At 70.9% G+C, this 16,698-nt stretch carries 15 protein-coding genes; 8 read left to right on the forward strand and 7 right to left on the reverse strand.

Translation table 11 applies throughout. The features are described 5' to 3' along the window. The first annotated feature begins 39 nt into the window (after positions 1–39). The gene (locus CEP50_RS00420) at positions 40–1,125 is read left to right on the forward strand and encodes a DUF4192 domain-containing protein (protein WP_106111918.1); all 1,086 of its coding nucleotides are present in this window, start codon (positions 40–42) and stop codon (positions 1,123–1,125) included. A gap of 32 nt (positions 1,126–1,157) precedes the next feature. Here CEP50_RS00420 and galE read toward each other — a convergent pair whose 3' ends face one another. The 3 genes from galE to CEP50_RS00435 all read right to left on the reverse strand — a co-directional run bounded on the left by galE (position 1,158) and on the right by CEP50_RS00435 (position 4,144). Next, entirely contained in the window at positions 1,158–2,126 is a 969-nt protein-coding gene (galE, locus tag CEP50_RS00425) for a UDP-glucose 4-epimerase GalE (protein WP_106111919.1), read from the reverse strand. Positions 2,127–2,267: 141 nt separating this feature from the next. After that, positions 2,268–3,452, reverse strand: coding sequence for a galactokinase (gene galK, locus CEP50_RS00430; RefSeq protein WP_106111920.1), 1,185 nt, complete (start codon positions 3,450–3,452; stop codon positions 2,268–2,270). Further along, positions 3,449–4,144, reverse strand: coding sequence for a metal-dependent transcriptional regulator (locus CEP50_RS00435; protein ID WP_106111921.1), 696 nt, complete (start codon positions 4,142–4,144; stop codon positions 3,449–3,451). Before CEP50_RS00435 ends, galK begins: the two co-directional genes overlap by 4 nt. A gap of 175 nt (positions 4,145–4,319) precedes the next feature. On the opposite strand from CEP50_RS00435, the gene CEP50_RS00440 reads away from it, so the two are divergent. The 5 genes from CEP50_RS00440 to CEP50_RS00460 all read left to right on the forward strand — a co-directional run bounded on the left by CEP50_RS00440 (position 4,320) and on the right by CEP50_RS00460 (position 10,729). Next, positions 4,320–5,171: a sulfurtransferase gene (locus CEP50_RS00440; RefSeq protein ID WP_106111922.1), complete on the forward strand. Its 852-nt coding sequence runs from the start codon at positions 4,320–4,322 to the stop codon at positions 5,169–5,171. Between the two features lie 51 nt (positions 5,172–5,222). Further along, a complete protein-coding gene (locus CEP50_RS00445; protein ID WP_106111923.1) occupies positions 5,223–6,401 on the forward strand; it encodes an acetoin utilization protein AcuC in 1,179 nt (392 codons plus the stop codon). Positions 6,402–6,534: 133 nt separating this feature from the next. Next, entirely contained in the window at positions 6,535–9,228 is a 2,694-nt protein-coding gene (locus tag CEP50_RS00450; protein ID WP_106111924.1) for a bifunctional acetate--CoA ligase family protein/GNAT family N-acetyltransferase, read from the forward strand. A gap of 112 nt (positions 9,229–9,340) precedes the next feature. After that, on the forward strand, positions 9,341–9,820 hold the full coding sequence (locus CEP50_RS00455) for a hypothetical protein (protein WP_258174616.1): 480 nt from the start codon (positions 9,341–9,343) through the stop codon (positions 9,818–9,820). Between the two features lie 177 nt (positions 9,821–9,997). Beyond that, a complete protein-coding gene (locus CEP50_RS00460; RefSeq protein WP_258174617.1) occupies positions 9,998–10,729 on the forward strand; it encodes a tyrosine-protein phosphatase in 732 nt (243 codons plus the stop codon). A gap of 87 nt (positions 10,730–10,816) precedes the next feature. Here CEP50_RS00460 and CEP50_RS00465 read toward each other — a convergent pair whose 3' ends face one another. The 3 genes from CEP50_RS00465 to CEP50_RS00475 all read right to left on the reverse strand — a co-directional run bounded on the left by CEP50_RS00465 (position 10,817) and on the right by CEP50_RS00475 (position 14,474). Continuing rightward, positions 10,817–11,788: a sigma-70 family RNA polymerase sigma factor gene (locus CEP50_RS00465; RefSeq protein ID WP_106111927.1), complete on the reverse strand. Its 972-nt coding sequence runs from the start codon at positions 11,786–11,788 to the stop codon at positions 10,817–10,819. Between the two features lie 743 nt (positions 11,789–12,531). Next, entirely contained in the window at positions 12,532–12,957 is a 426-nt protein-coding gene (gene dtd / locus CEP50_RS00470; protein ID WP_106111928.1) for a D-aminoacyl-tRNA deacylase, read from the reverse strand. Further along, the gene (locus CEP50_RS00475; protein WP_106111929.1) at positions 12,954–14,474 is read right to left on the reverse strand and encodes a DUF7782 domain-containing protein; all 1,521 of its coding nucleotides are present in this window, start codon (positions 14,472–14,474) and stop codon (positions 12,954–12,956) included. Before CEP50_RS00475 ends, dtd begins: the two co-directional genes overlap by 4 nt. A 167-nt stretch (positions 14,475–14,641) precedes the next feature. Between CEP50_RS00475 and CEP50_RS00480 the strand changes: the two genes are divergently transcribed. Then, complete coding sequence (locus CEP50_RS00480) at positions 14,642–14,968, forward strand: DUF3099 domain-containing protein (RefSeq protein WP_106111930.1); 327 nt, start codon at positions 14,642–14,644, stop codon at positions 14,966–14,968. Positions 14,969–15,026: 58 nt separating this feature from the next. After that, positions 15,027–15,281, forward strand: coding sequence for a DUF3039 domain-containing protein (locus CEP50_RS00485; RefSeq protein ID WP_019853529.1), 255 nt, complete (start codon positions 15,027–15,029; stop codon positions 15,279–15,281). A gap of 21 nt (positions 15,282–15,302) precedes the next feature. Here the strand turns inward: CEP50_RS00485 and CEP50_RS00490 are convergent, their stop codons facing one another. Continuing rightward, complete coding sequence (locus tag CEP50_RS00490; RefSeq protein ID WP_106111931.1) at positions 15,303–16,358, reverse strand: YihY/virulence factor BrkB family protein; 1,056 nt, start codon at positions 16,356–16,358, stop codon at positions 15,303–15,305. Positions 16,359–16,698 lie beyond the last annotated feature (340 nt).

The following is a 16,698-nucleotide window of genomic DNA, read 5'->3' on the forward strand; positions in this document are numbered from 1 at the left end:
CGATGTCCGCGGCGGAGCCACCGCACCGATACGGCGAGTATGAGTTCTTCCGCGAGACAACACACGGTCCGACTGTCCGACCCGGCCGAGTTCGTGGCAGCGATTCCCCACCTGATCGGCTTCTACCCCTCCGAGTCCGTGGTGGTGACCACCCTGCACGGCACGACGGAGGCCACTCGGGTGGGAATGACCGCCCGGATCGACCTGCCCTCGACGCGGCGAAGCTCCGAGGTGGCCACCGCGCTGGTGCGGGGGCCGGTGGCGCGGGACGCCCCCACCGCGGCGGTGGTGACCGTCGTGGGAGGAGCCTCTCCGCAGGAGCACATCCCCCCGGTCCCGACGAGCCCGGAAGACGGGGACGACCGGGCTCTTCCCCGACGGGAGCTGGTCGAGGCCTTCCGCGCGGCGTTGGAGGAGGAGGGGATCCGACTCGTCCAGGCCCTGTGGACACCGGAGGTGCGCGCCGGTGGGGTGTGGCACCGCTACACGGACGGAAGCGGCGGAACCGTCCCGGATCCGGGGAGCTCGCCGGTGGCGGCGCTGCTGACCGTCTCCGGCGCGGTGACCTTCCCGAACCGGGAGGAACTCGCCGCCTCGATAGCCCCCGAGTCCCCGGAGACCCTGGCCCGCTGGTCGGCGCGACTGAACCTGCTCCAGGACGAGGCCGATCCCCACCGTGGCCTCGCCGACATGTGCGTGGCCGACGTGGAGGCGGTGTTCGCCGCGATCCGACGCACGGAACACGGGGAACCGCTCACCGAGGAGGACCTGCTGCGGGTGCTGGTGGCGCTGTCCGACTACCGTGTCCGGGACCTGGCGATGGGCACGGCCCTGACCTCCAGGGCGCGGGCGGCCGAGCAGCTCTGGTTCACCCTGGTGCGCAAGGCCCCCGAGCCCGAGGTCGCCGACGTGGCGGTGCTGCTGGCCTTCTCCGCCTATCTGCGCGGGGACGGGGCCCTGGCCAACGTCGCGTTGGAACGGGCCGAGCGCACCCGACCGGCCCACCGGCTCGGCGAACTGCTGCGGCGGGCCCTCGACGCCGGGATGGGGCCGGACACGCTGTCGGAGATCGTCCGGGACACGGCGGCCGACGCACGGATGATGATCGACCACGAGGAGTGCTGACCACCAGCGGTGACCCCGCTGCCGGTGGCGGATCAGACCTCTTGTTCGCGGCGGCCACGCGCGAAGTCCCAGGCGTCGCGCACGATCTCCTCGATCTCGCACCGCCGCGGACGCCATCCGAGCTCCTCGTGGGCGCGCTCGCTGGAAGCCACCAGCGTGGCCGGGTCCCCGGGCCTGCGTTCGGCCGTCTCCGCGGGGATCGGCTCACCCGTGACGGACCGGCAGGCCTCGACCACCTGACGGACGGAGAAGCCGGTGCCGTTGCCCAGGTTGTAGATCCGGTGCTCACCCGGAACGGAGTTCTCCAGGGCCAGCAGATGCGCCTCCGCGAGATCTCGCACGTGGATGTAGTCCCGCACGCAGGTGCCGTCGGGGGTGGGCCAGTCGTCCCCCGCGATGTGCACGCGCTCCCGCAGGCCGAGGGCGACGTCGAGCACGATCGGAATGAGATGGGTCTCCACGGCGTGCCGCTCCCCGAGGCCGCCGTGGGCCCCGGCCACGTTGAAGTAGCGCAGGCTCGTCGCGGCCATCCCGTAGGCGGAGGCGTAGGACCCGATGGCCTGGTCGATGGCCAGTTTGGTGGCTCCGTAGGTGTTGGTCGGGCGGGTGGGAGCGTCCTCGGTGATGGGAACCGAGTCGGGTTGCCCGTACACGGCGGCGGTGGAGGAGAACACGATCCGGCGAACACCGTGTTCCCGCATCGCGTCGAGCAGACGCAACGTGGTGACCACGTTGCCCTCCCAGTACAGCGCCGGTTCCCGCATCGACTCGGCCACCAGGGACTTGGCGGCGAAGTGCAGCACCCCGTCGAACCCCTCGGCCAGCACCTCCCCGGCCCGCTCGGCCACGTCCCCGGTTATCAGGCGACAGCCCTCGGGGACGGCGTCGGCGTGGCCGGTGGACAGGTCGTCCAGCACCACGACCTCGTGACCGGACTCGCGGAGCCGGGCGGCGCAGACACTTCCCACGTACCCGGCTCCTCCGGTAACCAGCAGCTTCACCGTGTTCTCCTCTCCGGGGTCTCCTCACTCGTCCCGGCGACCTCCGGCCCGCTGAGGTTCCGAGCCGGACGTGCCGAACGGTCCCCGCCAACCTATCGGCCCCGGTGGAGTCCCCCGGGACCGCCGGAGAGTCCCGGAGAGCTACGGGCGTTCCCGACCGGCCCCCGCCGAGGGAACGGCGGAGAACAGGCGCGGCACGCTCCGACCCCGGCGTTCGAACTCCTCGAACAGGGCCCGCTCGATCCGGGGACGTTCCGCGACGGGAACCAACGCTATGGCCGAACCGCCGAAACCACCCCCGGTCATGCGGGCCCCCAGCGCGCCCTCGCGGAGAGCGACGTCGACCGCGAGGTCGAGTTCCGGACAGGAAACCCGGTAGTCGTCCCGAAGGCTGCGGTGCGAGGCGGTCAGCAGGGCGCCGACCTCCTTCCACGCGCCGTGAAGCAGGCGGTCCAGGGTCGCCCACACCCTGTCGTTCTCGGTGACCACATGGCGCACCAGCGGACGCAGCGACTCGGGAAGTCCTCCCAGGGCGTCGTCCAGATCGTCGGCGCCCACCTCACGCAACGCGGACACACCGAGCAGCTCGGCCGCCCGCTCGCATCCCCGCCTGCGGTCCCCGTAACCGGACTCGCTGTGCGAGTGCCGCACCCGGGTGTCGACGACCAGGACCTCCAGCCCGGCGGCGCTCGTGTCGAAGGGAACCTGTCGGCTCCGCCCGGATCGGACGTCGTGGAACAGGGCGTGGGCCGCTTCGCAGCGCAGCGAGGCGGTCTGGTCGAGCAGGCCGGTGGGGGCACCCACGAACTCGTTCTCGGCACGACAGGTCCAGCGCGCCACCTCCTCCAACGGCGGCGCCGAGGTCCCGTCCACGGGACGGTCCACGGTGTCCAGCAGCGCCAGCGCCGTCGCGCACTCCAACGCGGCGGAGGAGGAGAGTCCGGCCCCGTTCGGCACGTCCCCGGACACGACCAGGTCCGCCCCGGGCGGTTCGAACCCCTCCTGCCGGAGCACCCAGGCGACCCCGGCCGGATAACCGGCCCATCCGGCCGGTTCTCCGGGGACGAGCTCGGAGATCGGGAAGCTCCCCGCACGGTGGGGCGTTCCGTCCGAACCCCGGCTGGTCACCGAGAGCAGCCCGTCACTCCTGCGTCGTCCCGCCACGGCGGTGCGGTAGGGCAGGGCGAACGGGAGGACGCAGCCCGCGTTGTAGTCGGTGTGTTCACCGATCAGGTTGACCCGACCGGGAGCCGACCACACACCCTCGGGAGGCGTCCCGTGCTCCGCCGCGAACAAGGCCGCGGCGTTCTCCCCCGGCGAGCTCACCGCGGGCGCACCAACACCGCGTGTGCGGTGGCCGGGGGAAGTTGCGTGGTCCCGCCCGCGCCGCGGACGTCGATGGGCTTGTTGCTGCCCACCACGGAGAGGATCTCCACGTCCTTGCCGGGGACGACCTCCACCGACTTCAACGCGTTCATCAGTTCCGGATCCAGCTGCACGTGCTCGGCGATCCGGCACACGAGAGCGCGTCCCCCACCGTTGCGGGCGATCTCGTCCACACGTTGTAGTTCGGTGTCCACCAGCGGCGCGGACTCTCCGACCCCGAGGTCGTCGAGTCCGGGGATGGGATTCCCGTAGGGCGAGGTGCTCGGGCTGCCGAGCAGGTTGATGAGCTTGTGCTCCACCGCCTCGCTCATCACGTGCTCCCAGCGACACGCCTCGCTGTGTACGTGTTCCCATTCGAGGCCGATGACGTCGACGAGCAGTCGCTCGGCCAGCCGGTGCTTGCGCATGACCCCGATGGCGCGTGCCCGTCCCGCCTTGGTCAGTTCCAGGTGCCGGTCCTCGGCGACCGACAACAGCCCGTCCCGTTCCATGCGCGCCACCGTCTGGCTGACGGTCGGTCCGCTCTGTTCCAGCCGCTCCGCGATGCGGGCCCGGAGCGGCACGAGTCCTTCTTCCTCAAGCTCGTAGATGGTCTTGAGGTACATCTCGGTGGTATCGATGAGATCGTTCACGCCAGCTCCCCATTCGGTCCACCATCAATGTTAGCCGGAACAGACGACAGCGACGGCTGCCCGGTCGGGGCTCGCACGCGCCGCCGTGTGGTCGTCCCGGTCGGCAACGGGAGGCGGGGGAGCGCGCATTCCGGTACCCGGCCGTGAGATCCGTCCCGCACGATCGGAGAGGACGATGACCCCACTGATCACGACGTCCGAGCTGGCCGGGTTCCTCGAGGAGGAACGACCGCCCACGCTGCTGGACGTGCGCTGGAACCTGCTGGGCCCCCCGGGAAGGGAGGAGTACGAACGGGGCCACCTTCCCGGGGCGGTGTTCGTGGACCTGGACTCCGAACTGGCTTCGGCTCCGGACGAACGGGGCCGACACCCGCTTCCCGATCCGGCCGGACTCCAGGAGGTCCTGCGGGCCGCCGGGGTGGACTCCGACCGCAGCGTGGTGGTCTACGACGCCGGCGACGGCTCGGTGGCGGCGCGTGCCTGGTGGCTGCTGCGCTGGTCCGGACACCGGGAGGTGTTCCTGCTGGACGGTGGGTTCGCCGCCTGGACGGAGGAGGGACGTCCCACCACGACGCGGACTCCGCGTCCCGCCGAGGGGAACATCGTGGTCCGCCCCGGGAGGATGCCCACCCTCGACGCGGACCGGGCCCGGCGCCTGGCCCGCGAGGGGGTGTTGCTGGACGCCCGGGCGGAGCAGCGGTACCGCGGCGAGAGCGAACCGGTGGACCCCCGGGCCGGCCATGTTCCGGGAGCCCTCAACGCCCCGGCCGCCGAGCACGTCGCCGCCGACGGCAGATGGCTCCGCCCGGAGGAACTGGCGACGCGCTTCACGCGACTGGGTGTTTCCGAAGCGCGGCCGGTGGGTGCCTACTGCGGCTCCGGCGTCAACGCCTGTTCCGTGGTGCTGGCGCTCGAACACGCCGGTCTGACCTCCCCCGAGGCCCCGGCCGCGCTGTACCCGGGTTCCTGGTCGGAGTGGTCGAACGACCCGGACCGGCCCGCGGCGACCGGAGCCGATCCCGGCTGAGCAGCCGGAAACACTGTGTCGAGCGGGGCCGGCCGGGTAGCGTGCCCAACCATGAGCAACGAGTGCGCCGTTATCTGGGACGACTCACTGCTGTCCTACGACCTGGGCGGCAACCATCCGCTGCATCCTGTCCGGCTGGACCTGACCATGCGGTTGGCGCGCTCGCTGGGGGTGCTGGACGGGATCGAACTCCGCTCGCCCGAGAAAGCCTCCGACGGGGATCTCGAACGGGTGCACACCCGCGACTACATCGCGGCGGTGCGGGCCGCTCCCCACACGGACCCGGCGGAGGTGCGCCACGGACTCGGCAGCGCGGACAATCCGGTCTTCGACCGGATGCACGAGTCCTCCGCCTTGGTGGCCGGTGGTTCGATCGCGGCGGCCGAACGGATCGTGTCCGGCAGGGCGAAGCGGGCCGTCAACCTCGCGGGCGGGCTGCACCACGCGATGGCCGACCACGCGGCCGGTTTCTGCGTGTACAACGACTGCGCGGTGGCCATCTCCTGGATGCTGGCCAACGGGGTGGAGCGGATCGCCTATCTGGACATCGACGTGCACCACGGGGACGGGGTCCAGGCCGCCTTCTACGACGACCCCCGGGTGACGACGATCTCGCTGCACCAGCACCCGGTCACCCTCTGGCCCGGCACCGGCTTCCCCACCGAGGTCGGGGCGGGTCCCGCCGAGGGGAGCGCGGTGAACGTGGCTCTTCCTCCCGGCACGGACGACGCGGGATGGCTGCGCGCCTTCCGGGCCGTGGTTCCTTCGGTACTGGAGTCGTGCGCCCCCCAGGTGCTGGTCACCCAGTGCGGCGCGGACACCCACCGGGAGGACCCGCTGGCCGAGCTGTCGCTGTCGGTGGACGGTCAACGTGCCGCCTACGGGATGCTGAGGGATCTGGCCGAGCGGTACGCGGGGGGCAGGTGGCTGGTGCTCGGTGGGGGCGGCTACGCCCTGTACCGGGTGGTCCCTCGGTCCTGGACGCACCTGCTGGCCCTCGCCCTGGACCGGGATCTCGCGCCCTCGGGCAACATCCCCGCAGAGTGGACCGCCCACGCCAGTGAGGTGGCGGGGAACAGGGCGCTGCCGAGCACGCTGACCGACGGGGTGGATCCGGCGTTCACCCCGTGGGACGGGGTGAACGAACACCGGGTCGACACGGCCGTGCGCGACACCCGTCACTCCGTTTTCCCGTTGCACGGGTTGGATCCCGCCGACGGCAGGGACTGAGGTGACCTTCCGGGGCGACCCGCCGGGCGGCCTCGGGCGGTGACCCGTGGGCGGGAGCTTTTCGTCGGCACGTCCGGCCCGCGTGGCCCGGCGTGAACGGGTGCGGTGAACACAGGAGGCTGGGAGGTCCGCCATGGGAGACGTTCCGGGAGGACGACGGGAGGACGACACGGAGGGCGCCGGCGCCTACCCGCGGCACTGGGAGGCCGATGTGGTCCTCTCCGACGGGGGAACGGTGCATCTGCGGCCGATCGTCCCGGAGGACGCCGAGCAGCTCGTCGCCTTCCACGGCAGACTCAGCGACCGGACGCGGTACTACCGCTACTTCTCTCCCTACCCGCGTATGCCGCAGCGCGACGTCGAGCGCTTCAGCCGGGTGGACTACGTCAACAGGGTCGCCCTGGTCGCGTTGCTGGGGGAGGACATCGTGGCCGTGGGCCGTTTCGACCGGCTCGCCGAGCGGGACTCCGCGGAGGTGGCGTTCGTGGTGCAGGACGGTCACCAGGGACGGGGACTCGGTTCCATCCTGCTCGAACACCTCGCCGCCGCGGCCAGGGAGCGTGGGCTGAGCAGGTTCGTGGCCGAGGTGCTCGCCGAGAACTCCCAGATGGTGCGTGTGTTCCGCGACGCGGGGTACCGGGTCAAACGGGAGATGGAGGAGGGGCTGGTCCACCTGGAGTTCCCCCTCGACCCCACCGAGGAGTCCCTGGCCGTGGCCAGGGCTCGCGAGCAGGCGGCCGAGGCGCGCAGCGTGCACAACCTCCTGCACCCCAGGGCGGTGGCGGTCATCGGCGCCTCCACCGACCCGGAGAAGATCGGGCACACGGTGTTGGCCAACCTGCTCGGCGCCGACTCCGCCGTGCCGGTACACCCGGTCAACCCGGAACACCGGGCCGTGCGCGGGGTGCGTTCCCACGCCTCGGTGCTGGACATTCCCGACGACATCGACCTCGCGGTGGTGGCCATCCCGGCCGGCGGTGTGGAGGAGGTGCTGGACGCCTGCCTGGCCAAGGGGGTCAAGGCGCTGCTGATCGTCAGCTCCGGTTTCAGCGAGGTGGGACCCAGCGGACGGGAGGCGGAACGACGCATGGTGCGCGCGGCCAGGGTGTACGGGATGCGCGTGGTGGGACCGAACGCCCTGGGGGTGGTCAACACCGATCCGGGCCAGCGGCTGAACGCCAGCCTGGCTCCCCGCCTGCCGGGGAGGGGACGTACCGGGTTCTTCTGCCAGTCGGGCGCGCTGGGCGTGGCGATCCTGGCCGCGGCGACCGAGCGGGGGCTGGGGCTTTCCACCTTCGTCTCGGCGGGCAACAGGGCCGACGTGTCCGGCAACGACCTCCTGCAGTACTGGCAGACGGATCCCACCACCGACGTGGTGCTGCTGTACCTGGAGTCCTTCGGCAACCCCCGCAAGTTCGCCCGTCTCGCTCGCAGGCTGGGCCGCAGCAAACCGATCGTGGCCGTCAAGTCGGGGCGCAACGCGGTACGGGCCGGACTGGCCGCGACCTCGGTACGCATCGACGAGACGAGTGTGCAGGCGCTGTTCGACCAGGCCGGGGTGATCCGGGTCGACTCCGTGGCGCAGATGTTCGACGTGGCGCTGCTGCTGGCCCACCAACCGTTGCCCCGGGGAGACCGGGTGGCGATAGTCGGGAATTCGAGCGCCCTCGGGATGCTGGCCACCGACGCGGCGTTGGAGCAGGGACTGCGTCCGGTGACCGACCCGGTGGACGTCGGGGCCTCGGCCGGGCCCGAGGAGTTCGCCGCCGCCGTGCGTTCGGCGGCGGAGAACGGGGAGGTGGACGCGTTGGTGACGGTGTTCGCCCCGCCGGTCGCCGTCCCCGGGGCCACCTACGCCCGCCAGCTCCGGGAGGCGTTGCACGAGGCCGACACCGTGGGCAGCAAACCGGTGGTGAGCACGTTCCTCGCCGCGGAGGGAGTTCCGGACGAGCTCGCGGTTCCCGGCGGGGACGGGACCCCGGGACCCGGTTCGATTCCCTCCTATCCCACCCCGGAGCGGGCCGTGTTGGCGCTCGGCCGCGCCGTGCGGTACGCGAACTGGCGTGCCGCGCCGCAGGGGGAGTTCGTCCGCCCGGAGGGAGTGGAACCCGAGCGGGCGCGGGAACTGGTGGAACAGTGGGTCGACCGTGAGACGACCCGGAGGCTGTCCGATTCCGAGACGGTGCGCCTGCTGGAGTGCTACGGGATCACCGTCTCCCCGTTCCGGCTCGTCTCGGACGTGGATTCCGCCGTGGCCGCCGCCGAGCAGGTCGGCTTCCCGGTGGTGCTGAAGTCCGCCAGTCGACAGCTGCGGCACCGCACGGACCTGGCCGGGGTGCGGCTCGACCTGGGCACGGCCGAGGTGGTGCGCACCGCCTACACGGACCTGTGCGAGCTGGCCGGAAGCGGCGAGGTCTACGTGCAGCGGATGGCTCCGAAGGGGACCTCGTGCGTCATCAGGCTCATGGAGGACCCCTCCTTCGGGACGCTCGTGTCCTTCGGGCTCGCCGGACTGGCCAACGACCTTCTCGGTGACCGGGCCTATCGGGCCGTGCCGCTGACCGACACCGACGTGGCGGACCTGATTCGTGCTCCCAAGGCCGCGCCGATGCTCGACGGCTACCGCGGGGCCGCCCCGGCCGACATGGCCGCGATGGAGGATCTCGTGCTGCGTGTGGCGACCCTGGGCGAGGATCTCCCGGAGGTGCGGGAGCTGGTGCTGGAGCCGGTGCTGGCGGCTTCGTCGGGGGCGTACGTGGCCGGCGCGGCGATGACTCTGGGACGCGGCTCCGAGTCGCCGGACTCGGGGCCGCGCCGGTTGCGTTGAGCCTCCCCGGCCACGGTGGGCGGGCAGGGGCCGCAGTGACTTCCGCTGTCGTGAACCCGCCAGCGGGTGGAGGGCACGCAACCGTCGTTCGACGGTGGTCCGTCCTTCGGGCATGAGACGGTTACGAATCCTGGTGGGGGCGGCCGCGGTGCTGTTCGCTCTCACCGCCTGTGGTGAACAGCAGTCCGACGTCGGTTTCGGCGGACAGCCCCCTCCGCCGGCCACGCAGGAGTCCTCGCGCGGTGACGAGGCACCCAAGCCCGTGCCGGAGAAGGAACGTACCGAGGTTCCCGCCGCGCGGGTGGACGGTTCGGCGTTGCCGGAGGGGTACCCCCGGGAGGTGTGGACCCAGAACGGGGGGTCCGTGCTCGTGGTCACCGGCCAGGAGGGCGGATGCGGCGAGGTCCGTGCCAGGTTGACCGAGCAGACGGAACGGCGGGTCGGGGTCGAGTTGGTGGAGGAGACCCCGCGGGACGCGGGCCCGTGCACGATGGACCTGCGTTACCCGCCGGTGACCGCTCCGTTGGACAGCCCGCTCGGGGAGCGGGAGGTGGTGCTCACCCAGCGGGAGGCCACCGTTGCCGGCGAGTAGGTCGGTTCCGTCGCACCGGCAGCGTTCGGGGACCATCTCTCGGGAGCCCCGGTCCCCCGGGGACGGTCCCCGGTGGGGAACGGGGCCCGCTCCCGGCTGAGAGGCCGTTCTCTTCAGGCTCGTGCTCGGAACTGCGATCCTGTGCGGGGACAGCCGACGGCGAAGGGGCGCATGCACATGACCGAGCACGGCGACAGCGGTCCGGACTGCCTGGTCAACTTCCGCGACCTGGGCGGGTTGCCCGCCGAGGACGGTGTGACCACGCGATCCGGAGTGCTCTACCGGGGCGACGCCCCGTACGACGGGGACCGTCCCCCGGAGGGGGCGACGTCCTGGCCGCCCACGGCGGTGGTGGACCTGCGGGACACCGAGGAGGAGAAGTCCGGCCCCCACCCGCTCGAACGGGTCAGCACGGTGCACCACGTGCCGGTTCTGGAGGGTTTGCGCGACGAGTCGGGGGCGGATCCCTGGGACACGCTGGCCGAGTTGTACGGCTGCATGGTGGAGCGGGCCCCGAAGAGACTGCTCGAGGTGTTCCGGATCGTGCTGGAGTCCCCGGGGCCGGTGCTGGTGCACTGTGCCGCGGGCAAGGACCGCACCGGGGTGGTCTGCGCGTTACTGCTGAGCGCGGCCGGGGTGCGTCGTGACGCGATCGTCACCGACTACGTGCACACCGACCGCAACATGTACCAGGTGCTGCGCAGGCTACGGATCGCTCCCGAGATGCCCACCGGAGTGGACGAGTCCGCCGTGCGGGAGCTCGTCTCGGCCCCGGCCGAAGCGATCGAGCATCTCCTGCGGACGGTGGACACCGAGGACGGGGGCGCCGCGGGATGGCTGATCCGGCACGGTGCGAGCGACGCCGAGATCGACCGGTGGAGGGACAAACTGCTCGGGTCCGCGGTCTGAGTCGGTCCGTGCGGACGGCGCCCCCTCGTCGCGACGAGTGAGGGCGCCACCGGTGGGCGCGCCTGGAACTCCGGACGCGCCCACCCCTCAACTCGCGTAGGAGCGCAGTTTGTTCGCGCGGTCGCCCTGACGGAGTTTGGCCATCACTTCGCGTTCGATCTGCCTGACCCGCTCCCGGGACAGCCCGAAGGCCTTGCCGATCTGGTCCAGCGTGCGTGGCTGTCCGTCGTCGAGGCCGTAACGCATGCGGATGACCTGCTGTTCACGGCCCTCCAGAGTGTCCAGCACCCTGCGCAGGTCGTCCTGGAGGAAGCCGGAGATGACCGCGTTCTCGGCGTCGGCTCCCTCCGAGTCCTCGATGAAGTCGCCGAGCGGGGCGTCCTCCTCCGAGCCGACCGGCATGTCCAGACTGACCGGGTCCTTGGAGTGGTCCATGAGGTCGACCACCTTCTCCACGGACATGTCCGCCTCGGCGGCGATCTCCTCCTCGGTGGCCTCCCTGCCCAGTTTCTGGTGCAGGTCCCGCTTGATCCGGGCCAGTTTGTTGACCTGCTCGACCAGGTGGACGGGCAACCGGATGGTGCGGCTCTGGTCGGCCATGCCCCGGGTGATGGCCTGCCGGATCCACCAGGTGGCGTAGGTGGAGAACTTGTAGCCCTTGGTGTAGTCGAACTTCTCCACCGCCCGGATCAGTCCGAGGTTGCCCTCCTGGATGAGGTCCAGCAGCGGCATCCCCCTGCCGGTGTAGCGCTTGGCCAGGCTGACCACCAGACGCAGGTTGGCCTCCATGAGGTGGTTCTTCGCGTCCTGGCCGTCGCGGACCACGGCCCTGAGGTCGGCACGCCGCTGCCTGCTCAGGTCCTCGGAGGTGTCCAGCAGGTGTTTGGCGAACACACCGGCCTCGATACGCTTCGCGAGGTCGACCTCGTCCTGCGCGCTGAGCAGTGCCGTACGGCCGATACCATTGAGGTAGACCCGCACCAGGTCGGCAGAGGGGCCCTGGCTGTCGAGGTCCGCCTCGTTGGCGACGTCCGGGGCGAGAGTCTGCGGGGCGGTCATAGAGCTACCTCCCTGACGGGCTGGTTGTCGGAAGCCGGTGCACCGACGTGACACCGCGGGGCGCGGAGGACGGGTACGCTCGTGGGAGAGGGAAGAGGTCGTACCGCGTCGGTCACGGCGGTGGCCGGTGGGGTCGTTGGTCGTGTCGGCGTGGTTCGTCCTGGCGGGCGGGGTGGCTGTCCGGTCTGGGTCTGTCGAGACGTTCGTTCCGTGACGTGTCGCATGTCCGTTGTCGTTCTTCCGCCGTCGACTCCCGAGCGGGTGCACCGGCGGGTGCGGTGTCGGGTGCCGGGAGTCGAGTACCGGCGCTTGGTGAGGTTGGCTGTACGGAAAACGCTTCTGGGGCCGGATTAGTTCCCGCGTTCTCCGCGCGAAAGGAGTCAGCGTCGTCACACTCGTGGCGTGTGGGCTGAGAATTCGCTGAGAAACACGTCATTCTTCGACAGATCCCTCCTCCCGGGTTCCGGGAACCTTCGGAGGCCGGGGCCGGTCAGCGGGGAGCCCGGCGGCCGGAGAGAAGATGTGAGGGTTTTTCGCGGAGAAGGTTCCCCGCTCGGGCCGATGACGCACCTCGCCCCGCCCGTCGGGTGGGAAGTCTTTTTCCGAGATCCCGCCGCGGGGCGGGTTTTCCGTCCGGAACGAATCCCGGAGTCTCGGCACGCCCGGAAAAGGGGCCGTTCCGAAACGACCCCTTTCCCGGGCGGAAGCGATCCGAATCGCGTCCAGGGTTTCCGGGTACCGGACTATGTTTCGACCAAGAGAGTGAACGGGCCGTCGTTGGTGCTGTCCACCTCCATGTGCGCACCGAAACTTCCCGTGGCCACCCGCGCTCCGCGTTCCCGCAGCCGCTCGACCACCGACTCCACCAGCGGTTCGGCCTGTTCCGGAGGTGCTGCGGCGCTCCAGGAGGGCCTGCGTCCCTTCCGCGTGCTGCCGTAGAGGGTGAACTGGCTGACCACCAGCAGCGGCGCGTCCGCCGTGGCGCAGGACCGCTCGTCCCGCAGCGCGCGCAGCTCGTGCACCTTGCGGGCCAACGTGCCCGCCTGCTCCTCGGTGTCGGAGTGGGTCACGCCCACCAGGACCAGCAGGCCGGGCTCGTCGATACCGCCCACCGTCCTGCCGTCCACGCGCACGGCGGCGCGCAGCACCCGGGTCACCACGGCCCTCACCGCTCGTTCTCCTGCCACTCCGCGGGAAGCACCATGCCGTGCTGGACCAGCTCGCGCAGGACCGGTTCCGCGGACCGGACGAGTTCGGCGGAATCCGCCCCGTAGGCGGCGGCCAGCAGCTCCAGCAGCTCGTCAGCGGGCAACGCGCCCTGGCACCCCGCGACGAGCCGGGCACCGAGCTCGTCGGTCTCGTGTTGCCACCCCGGCCCGTCGGTGCGGTGCAGCCGGTGGACGAACTCCCTCCACCCGTCCTCGTCGAGAGAGCTGACCCGTTCCAGCACCAGGCTCGGCGCGGCGACCAGTCGACTGCCGAGCAGCTCCTCCGCCGAGGGGCGGTCCCGCAGCCAGTCGAGGCGGCGCAACCACGCGTCGGCCTCCGCTCCGAGCGGGTCGTCGAAGGCGTGGCGCAGGTCCTCGCAGACCGTCCGACCGTTCCTCCCCCCGTGGGTGCGGCGCAGCGTGACGAAGCCGAAACCGACTCCGGTCACCCCGTTGTCGGCGAACCAGTCCAACCATTCCCGCGAGCGGCGCCTGCCGAGTTCCGAGCGGGGGTCCACTCCCGCGTCCCGCAGCCAGGTGCCCACGTACAACTCGGGATCGGCCACGTCGCGCTGGACGAACCAGGCGTCCACGTCCGGTTCCCGCAGCCAGTCCGACACGCGGGTGCTCCAGTCCTCGCCCTCCCGGTGCAGCCAGGAGGCGAGCAGGTGACCGGTGCCGCCCTCGTTGAGCACCCCGGGCAGTTCACTCACCACCCGGGCACTCGCCCGGTCCCCGGCCAGCCCCGAGTCCCGGTAGACGAAATCGGTTCTGGCCGGGCCCACCACGAACGGCGGGTTGCACACCACCTGGTCGAACCCGCGCCCGGCGACGGGATCGAACCACTCGCCGTCGAGCACCTCGACCTCCACCCGGTTCAGGCGGAAGGTCGCCTCGGCCAGTTTCCGCGCCCGTTCCGAGACCTCGGTGGCCGTCACCCGCTCGGCCCGGGCCGAGGCGTGCAGCGCCTGCACTCCGCATCCGGTGCCGACGTCCAGCACGGAGCCGACGGGGCGCTGCGGGGTGGCGCGCACCAGGCTCAGCGAGGCACGTCCGACCCCGAGCACGTGATCGCTGGTGACGGGAACACCCGGGGGGCGGGTCTCGGCGTCCAGGTCCGAGACGACCCACCACGAGCCGTCCATCGCGGCGTGCGGTCGGATGTCCAGACCCGCGCGCACCGAGTCCCCGTCGGCCACCAGGATCCCGGCGGCCACGGCCTCGGCCAGGGGCAGCGGATCCAGGGCACGTTCGGCCGCCGCCGACTCGATCGGTTCTCCGAGCAGGAACAGGCGGACCAGGCTGCTGAGCGGACCGGGTTCGGCCGTGGCCCGGAGGGCGGGTTCCGGTTCCCCTCGTCCCAGGGCCGCGTGTGCCCGAGTGCCCAGCAGTTCCACCACGCCGTCCGCGGTGTAGTCCGCCGCGAGCAGGGCCTCGCGCAGCCGGTCGAGGCGGTCGTGTGTGAGTTCGACAGTCACGCGGCGATCCTCACACGGCCGCCGGGAGCACCGTCGGGGCGGACGGCCTCGCCGTGGTCCCGTGCACTCCGATGGGGGATCGAGCGGTGGGGCGGCCCGGAAAAAACCCGTGGGGCGGTCTGCGCGAACCGGGGTGTGAGTGGGACGATGAGGGTGGAGGTGGTGTCGTGAGTGGCTTCCAGCGTGGTGACGACACCCCGGTGCTCATCACCGAGGCCGAGCCGTCCTACGACGATCAGCAAGCGGCGCGACGCAAGAAGTACGCGTTGATGATGTCGCTGCGCATTCCCTGCCTGATCGCCGCCGTCATGGTCTATCCGATCTGGTGGCTTTCACTGATCATCATCGCGGTCTCCATCCCGCTGCCCTGGATGGCGGTGCTCGTCGCGAACGACCGGCCGCCACGCAAGAACGAGAACGTCCGTCGGTTCCGGGGGAGCAGGAGCAGCCGTGAACTGGACGACCCGGCACACTGGGTCGTCGACAGCCGGTGAACCACCCTGCGCCGTGCCCTGGAGGACACCGGGGCTTTCGGTGCGGCATCATGGTGTCATGACGACGACCGTTCTTCCCGAAGAAGACACCAGACCGCAGAACACCGAACAGACCAGTGACGACAGTCCCGAGGTCTTCCACTACGTGCAGAAGGACAAGATCGCCGAGAGCGCGGTCATGGGCAGTCACGTGGTGGCGCTGTGTGGGGCGGTGTTCCCCGTGACCAAGTCCGCCAAACCGGGCTCACCGGTCTGCCCCGAGTGCAAGGAGATCTTCGAGGGGCTTCCTCCGGGCGGTGGCGACGACGAGTGAGCCCGGCCGGCCGGGATCCCCTCAGTCGGTCCCGGAGTCGCAGGGCCGCCCACCTCGTGTCGTTTCGGTCCGCCACGCCTGGTATCCCTGCTCGGTTCGCAGGCGTTGGGCGGCGCGCCGCATCTCCAGGCGACGCCAACGCCTGCGTTCCCGCCTGGTCATACCGGCGGGCCACGTCTGCTCGATCGCGTTGTTGAACTGGGCGCCGGAGACGATCGCGAAACCGATGAAGAAGGCGAACAGCAGGAAGGCGATCGGAGTGGCCAGCGCTCCGTAGGTGTATCCGGTGGAGGTCACCCAGGTGATGTAGAGCCGGAGCCCGACGCTGGAGCACAGGAACACCAGCATCGCCAGCAGCGCCCCGGGAAGCCCCCGGTGCCACGGCAGCTTGCGGGGCAGCGCGAGTTTGTAGAGCGTCGCCAGAGCGACCACCAGCACCAGGCCCGTCACCGGGAAGTAGAACAGTCTGATCAGAGTGGCCACGTCCGCGCGCAGCCAGGTGGGCAGCACCGTGAGCAACCATCTGGGCCCCAGCGCGGTCAGTGGCAGCACGAGCACCACCATGACCAGGCTGGCCAGGTAGAGCAGCAGGGCGAGCACACGCTGCCAGAGCGCGTTGCGCACCATGTACTGGTCGTAGGCCAGGGTGATCGAGTCGATGAGCGAGGCCAGTGCCGAGGAACCCGCCCACAGCGACAGCAGGAAGGCCACCGAGGCCACCCTGGTGCGGCCGCTGGTCAGGATGTCACCGACCGTGGGGCGGATGATCTGTTCGACCACCCCGGCACTGAAGACCGTTCCGGCGAACCCGACGATGCGGTGCTGAACCGTGGCCACGACCTCCTCGCCCAGCCAGTCCCCCAGAAAGCCGATGCTGCTCAGTAGCCCGAGCAGCAGCGGGGGCAGGGACAGCGTCTGCCAGAAGGCCGCCGCGGCCGACTCGGAGAGGATGTCGTCGTCCCACGACTTCCGCAGGGTGCGGGTCACCACACGCAGCGATCCGCGCCGCACGGAAGGTCTCGTGCCCCTGGGCGGGGCAACCGAACGGCGTCTGCTGTTCGGGCTCGCTGCGTCCATGCTGATCCCAAGGTCGACACGGTCGTGATCCGCTCGGGGTGTGGCGGGAACTTCATTTTCCTGCCGCCCCCACCCGGACGGCGCGCTGGCGGCGGCGAAAGCGGTAGGCTCCCCTCTCGGCGACGGCGACACACGGTGCCCCACCGGCAGGTGTGCCTCGGGAGTGCCTCCCCCGTTGGCCGGGAAGCCGGATTTCCGGCTTTTCGCACGGTAACGAACGGTTCGTGGTTCGTGTCCGCGGAGGATTCGTCAGGTCGTGCCCCTCGTGCGCGACCGCCGCGTCCGGACGCGTCTCCGTCCGTTCCGCGAAAGGGGTGCTTCCGGACGAGTGCCGGTGCCG

It is taken from the genome of Actinopolyspora mortivallis, assembly GCF_003001495.1.
Classification (GTDB): domain Bacteria; phylum Actinomycetota; class Actinomycetes; order Mycobacteriales; family Pseudonocardiaceae; genus Actinopolyspora; species Actinopolyspora mortivallis_A.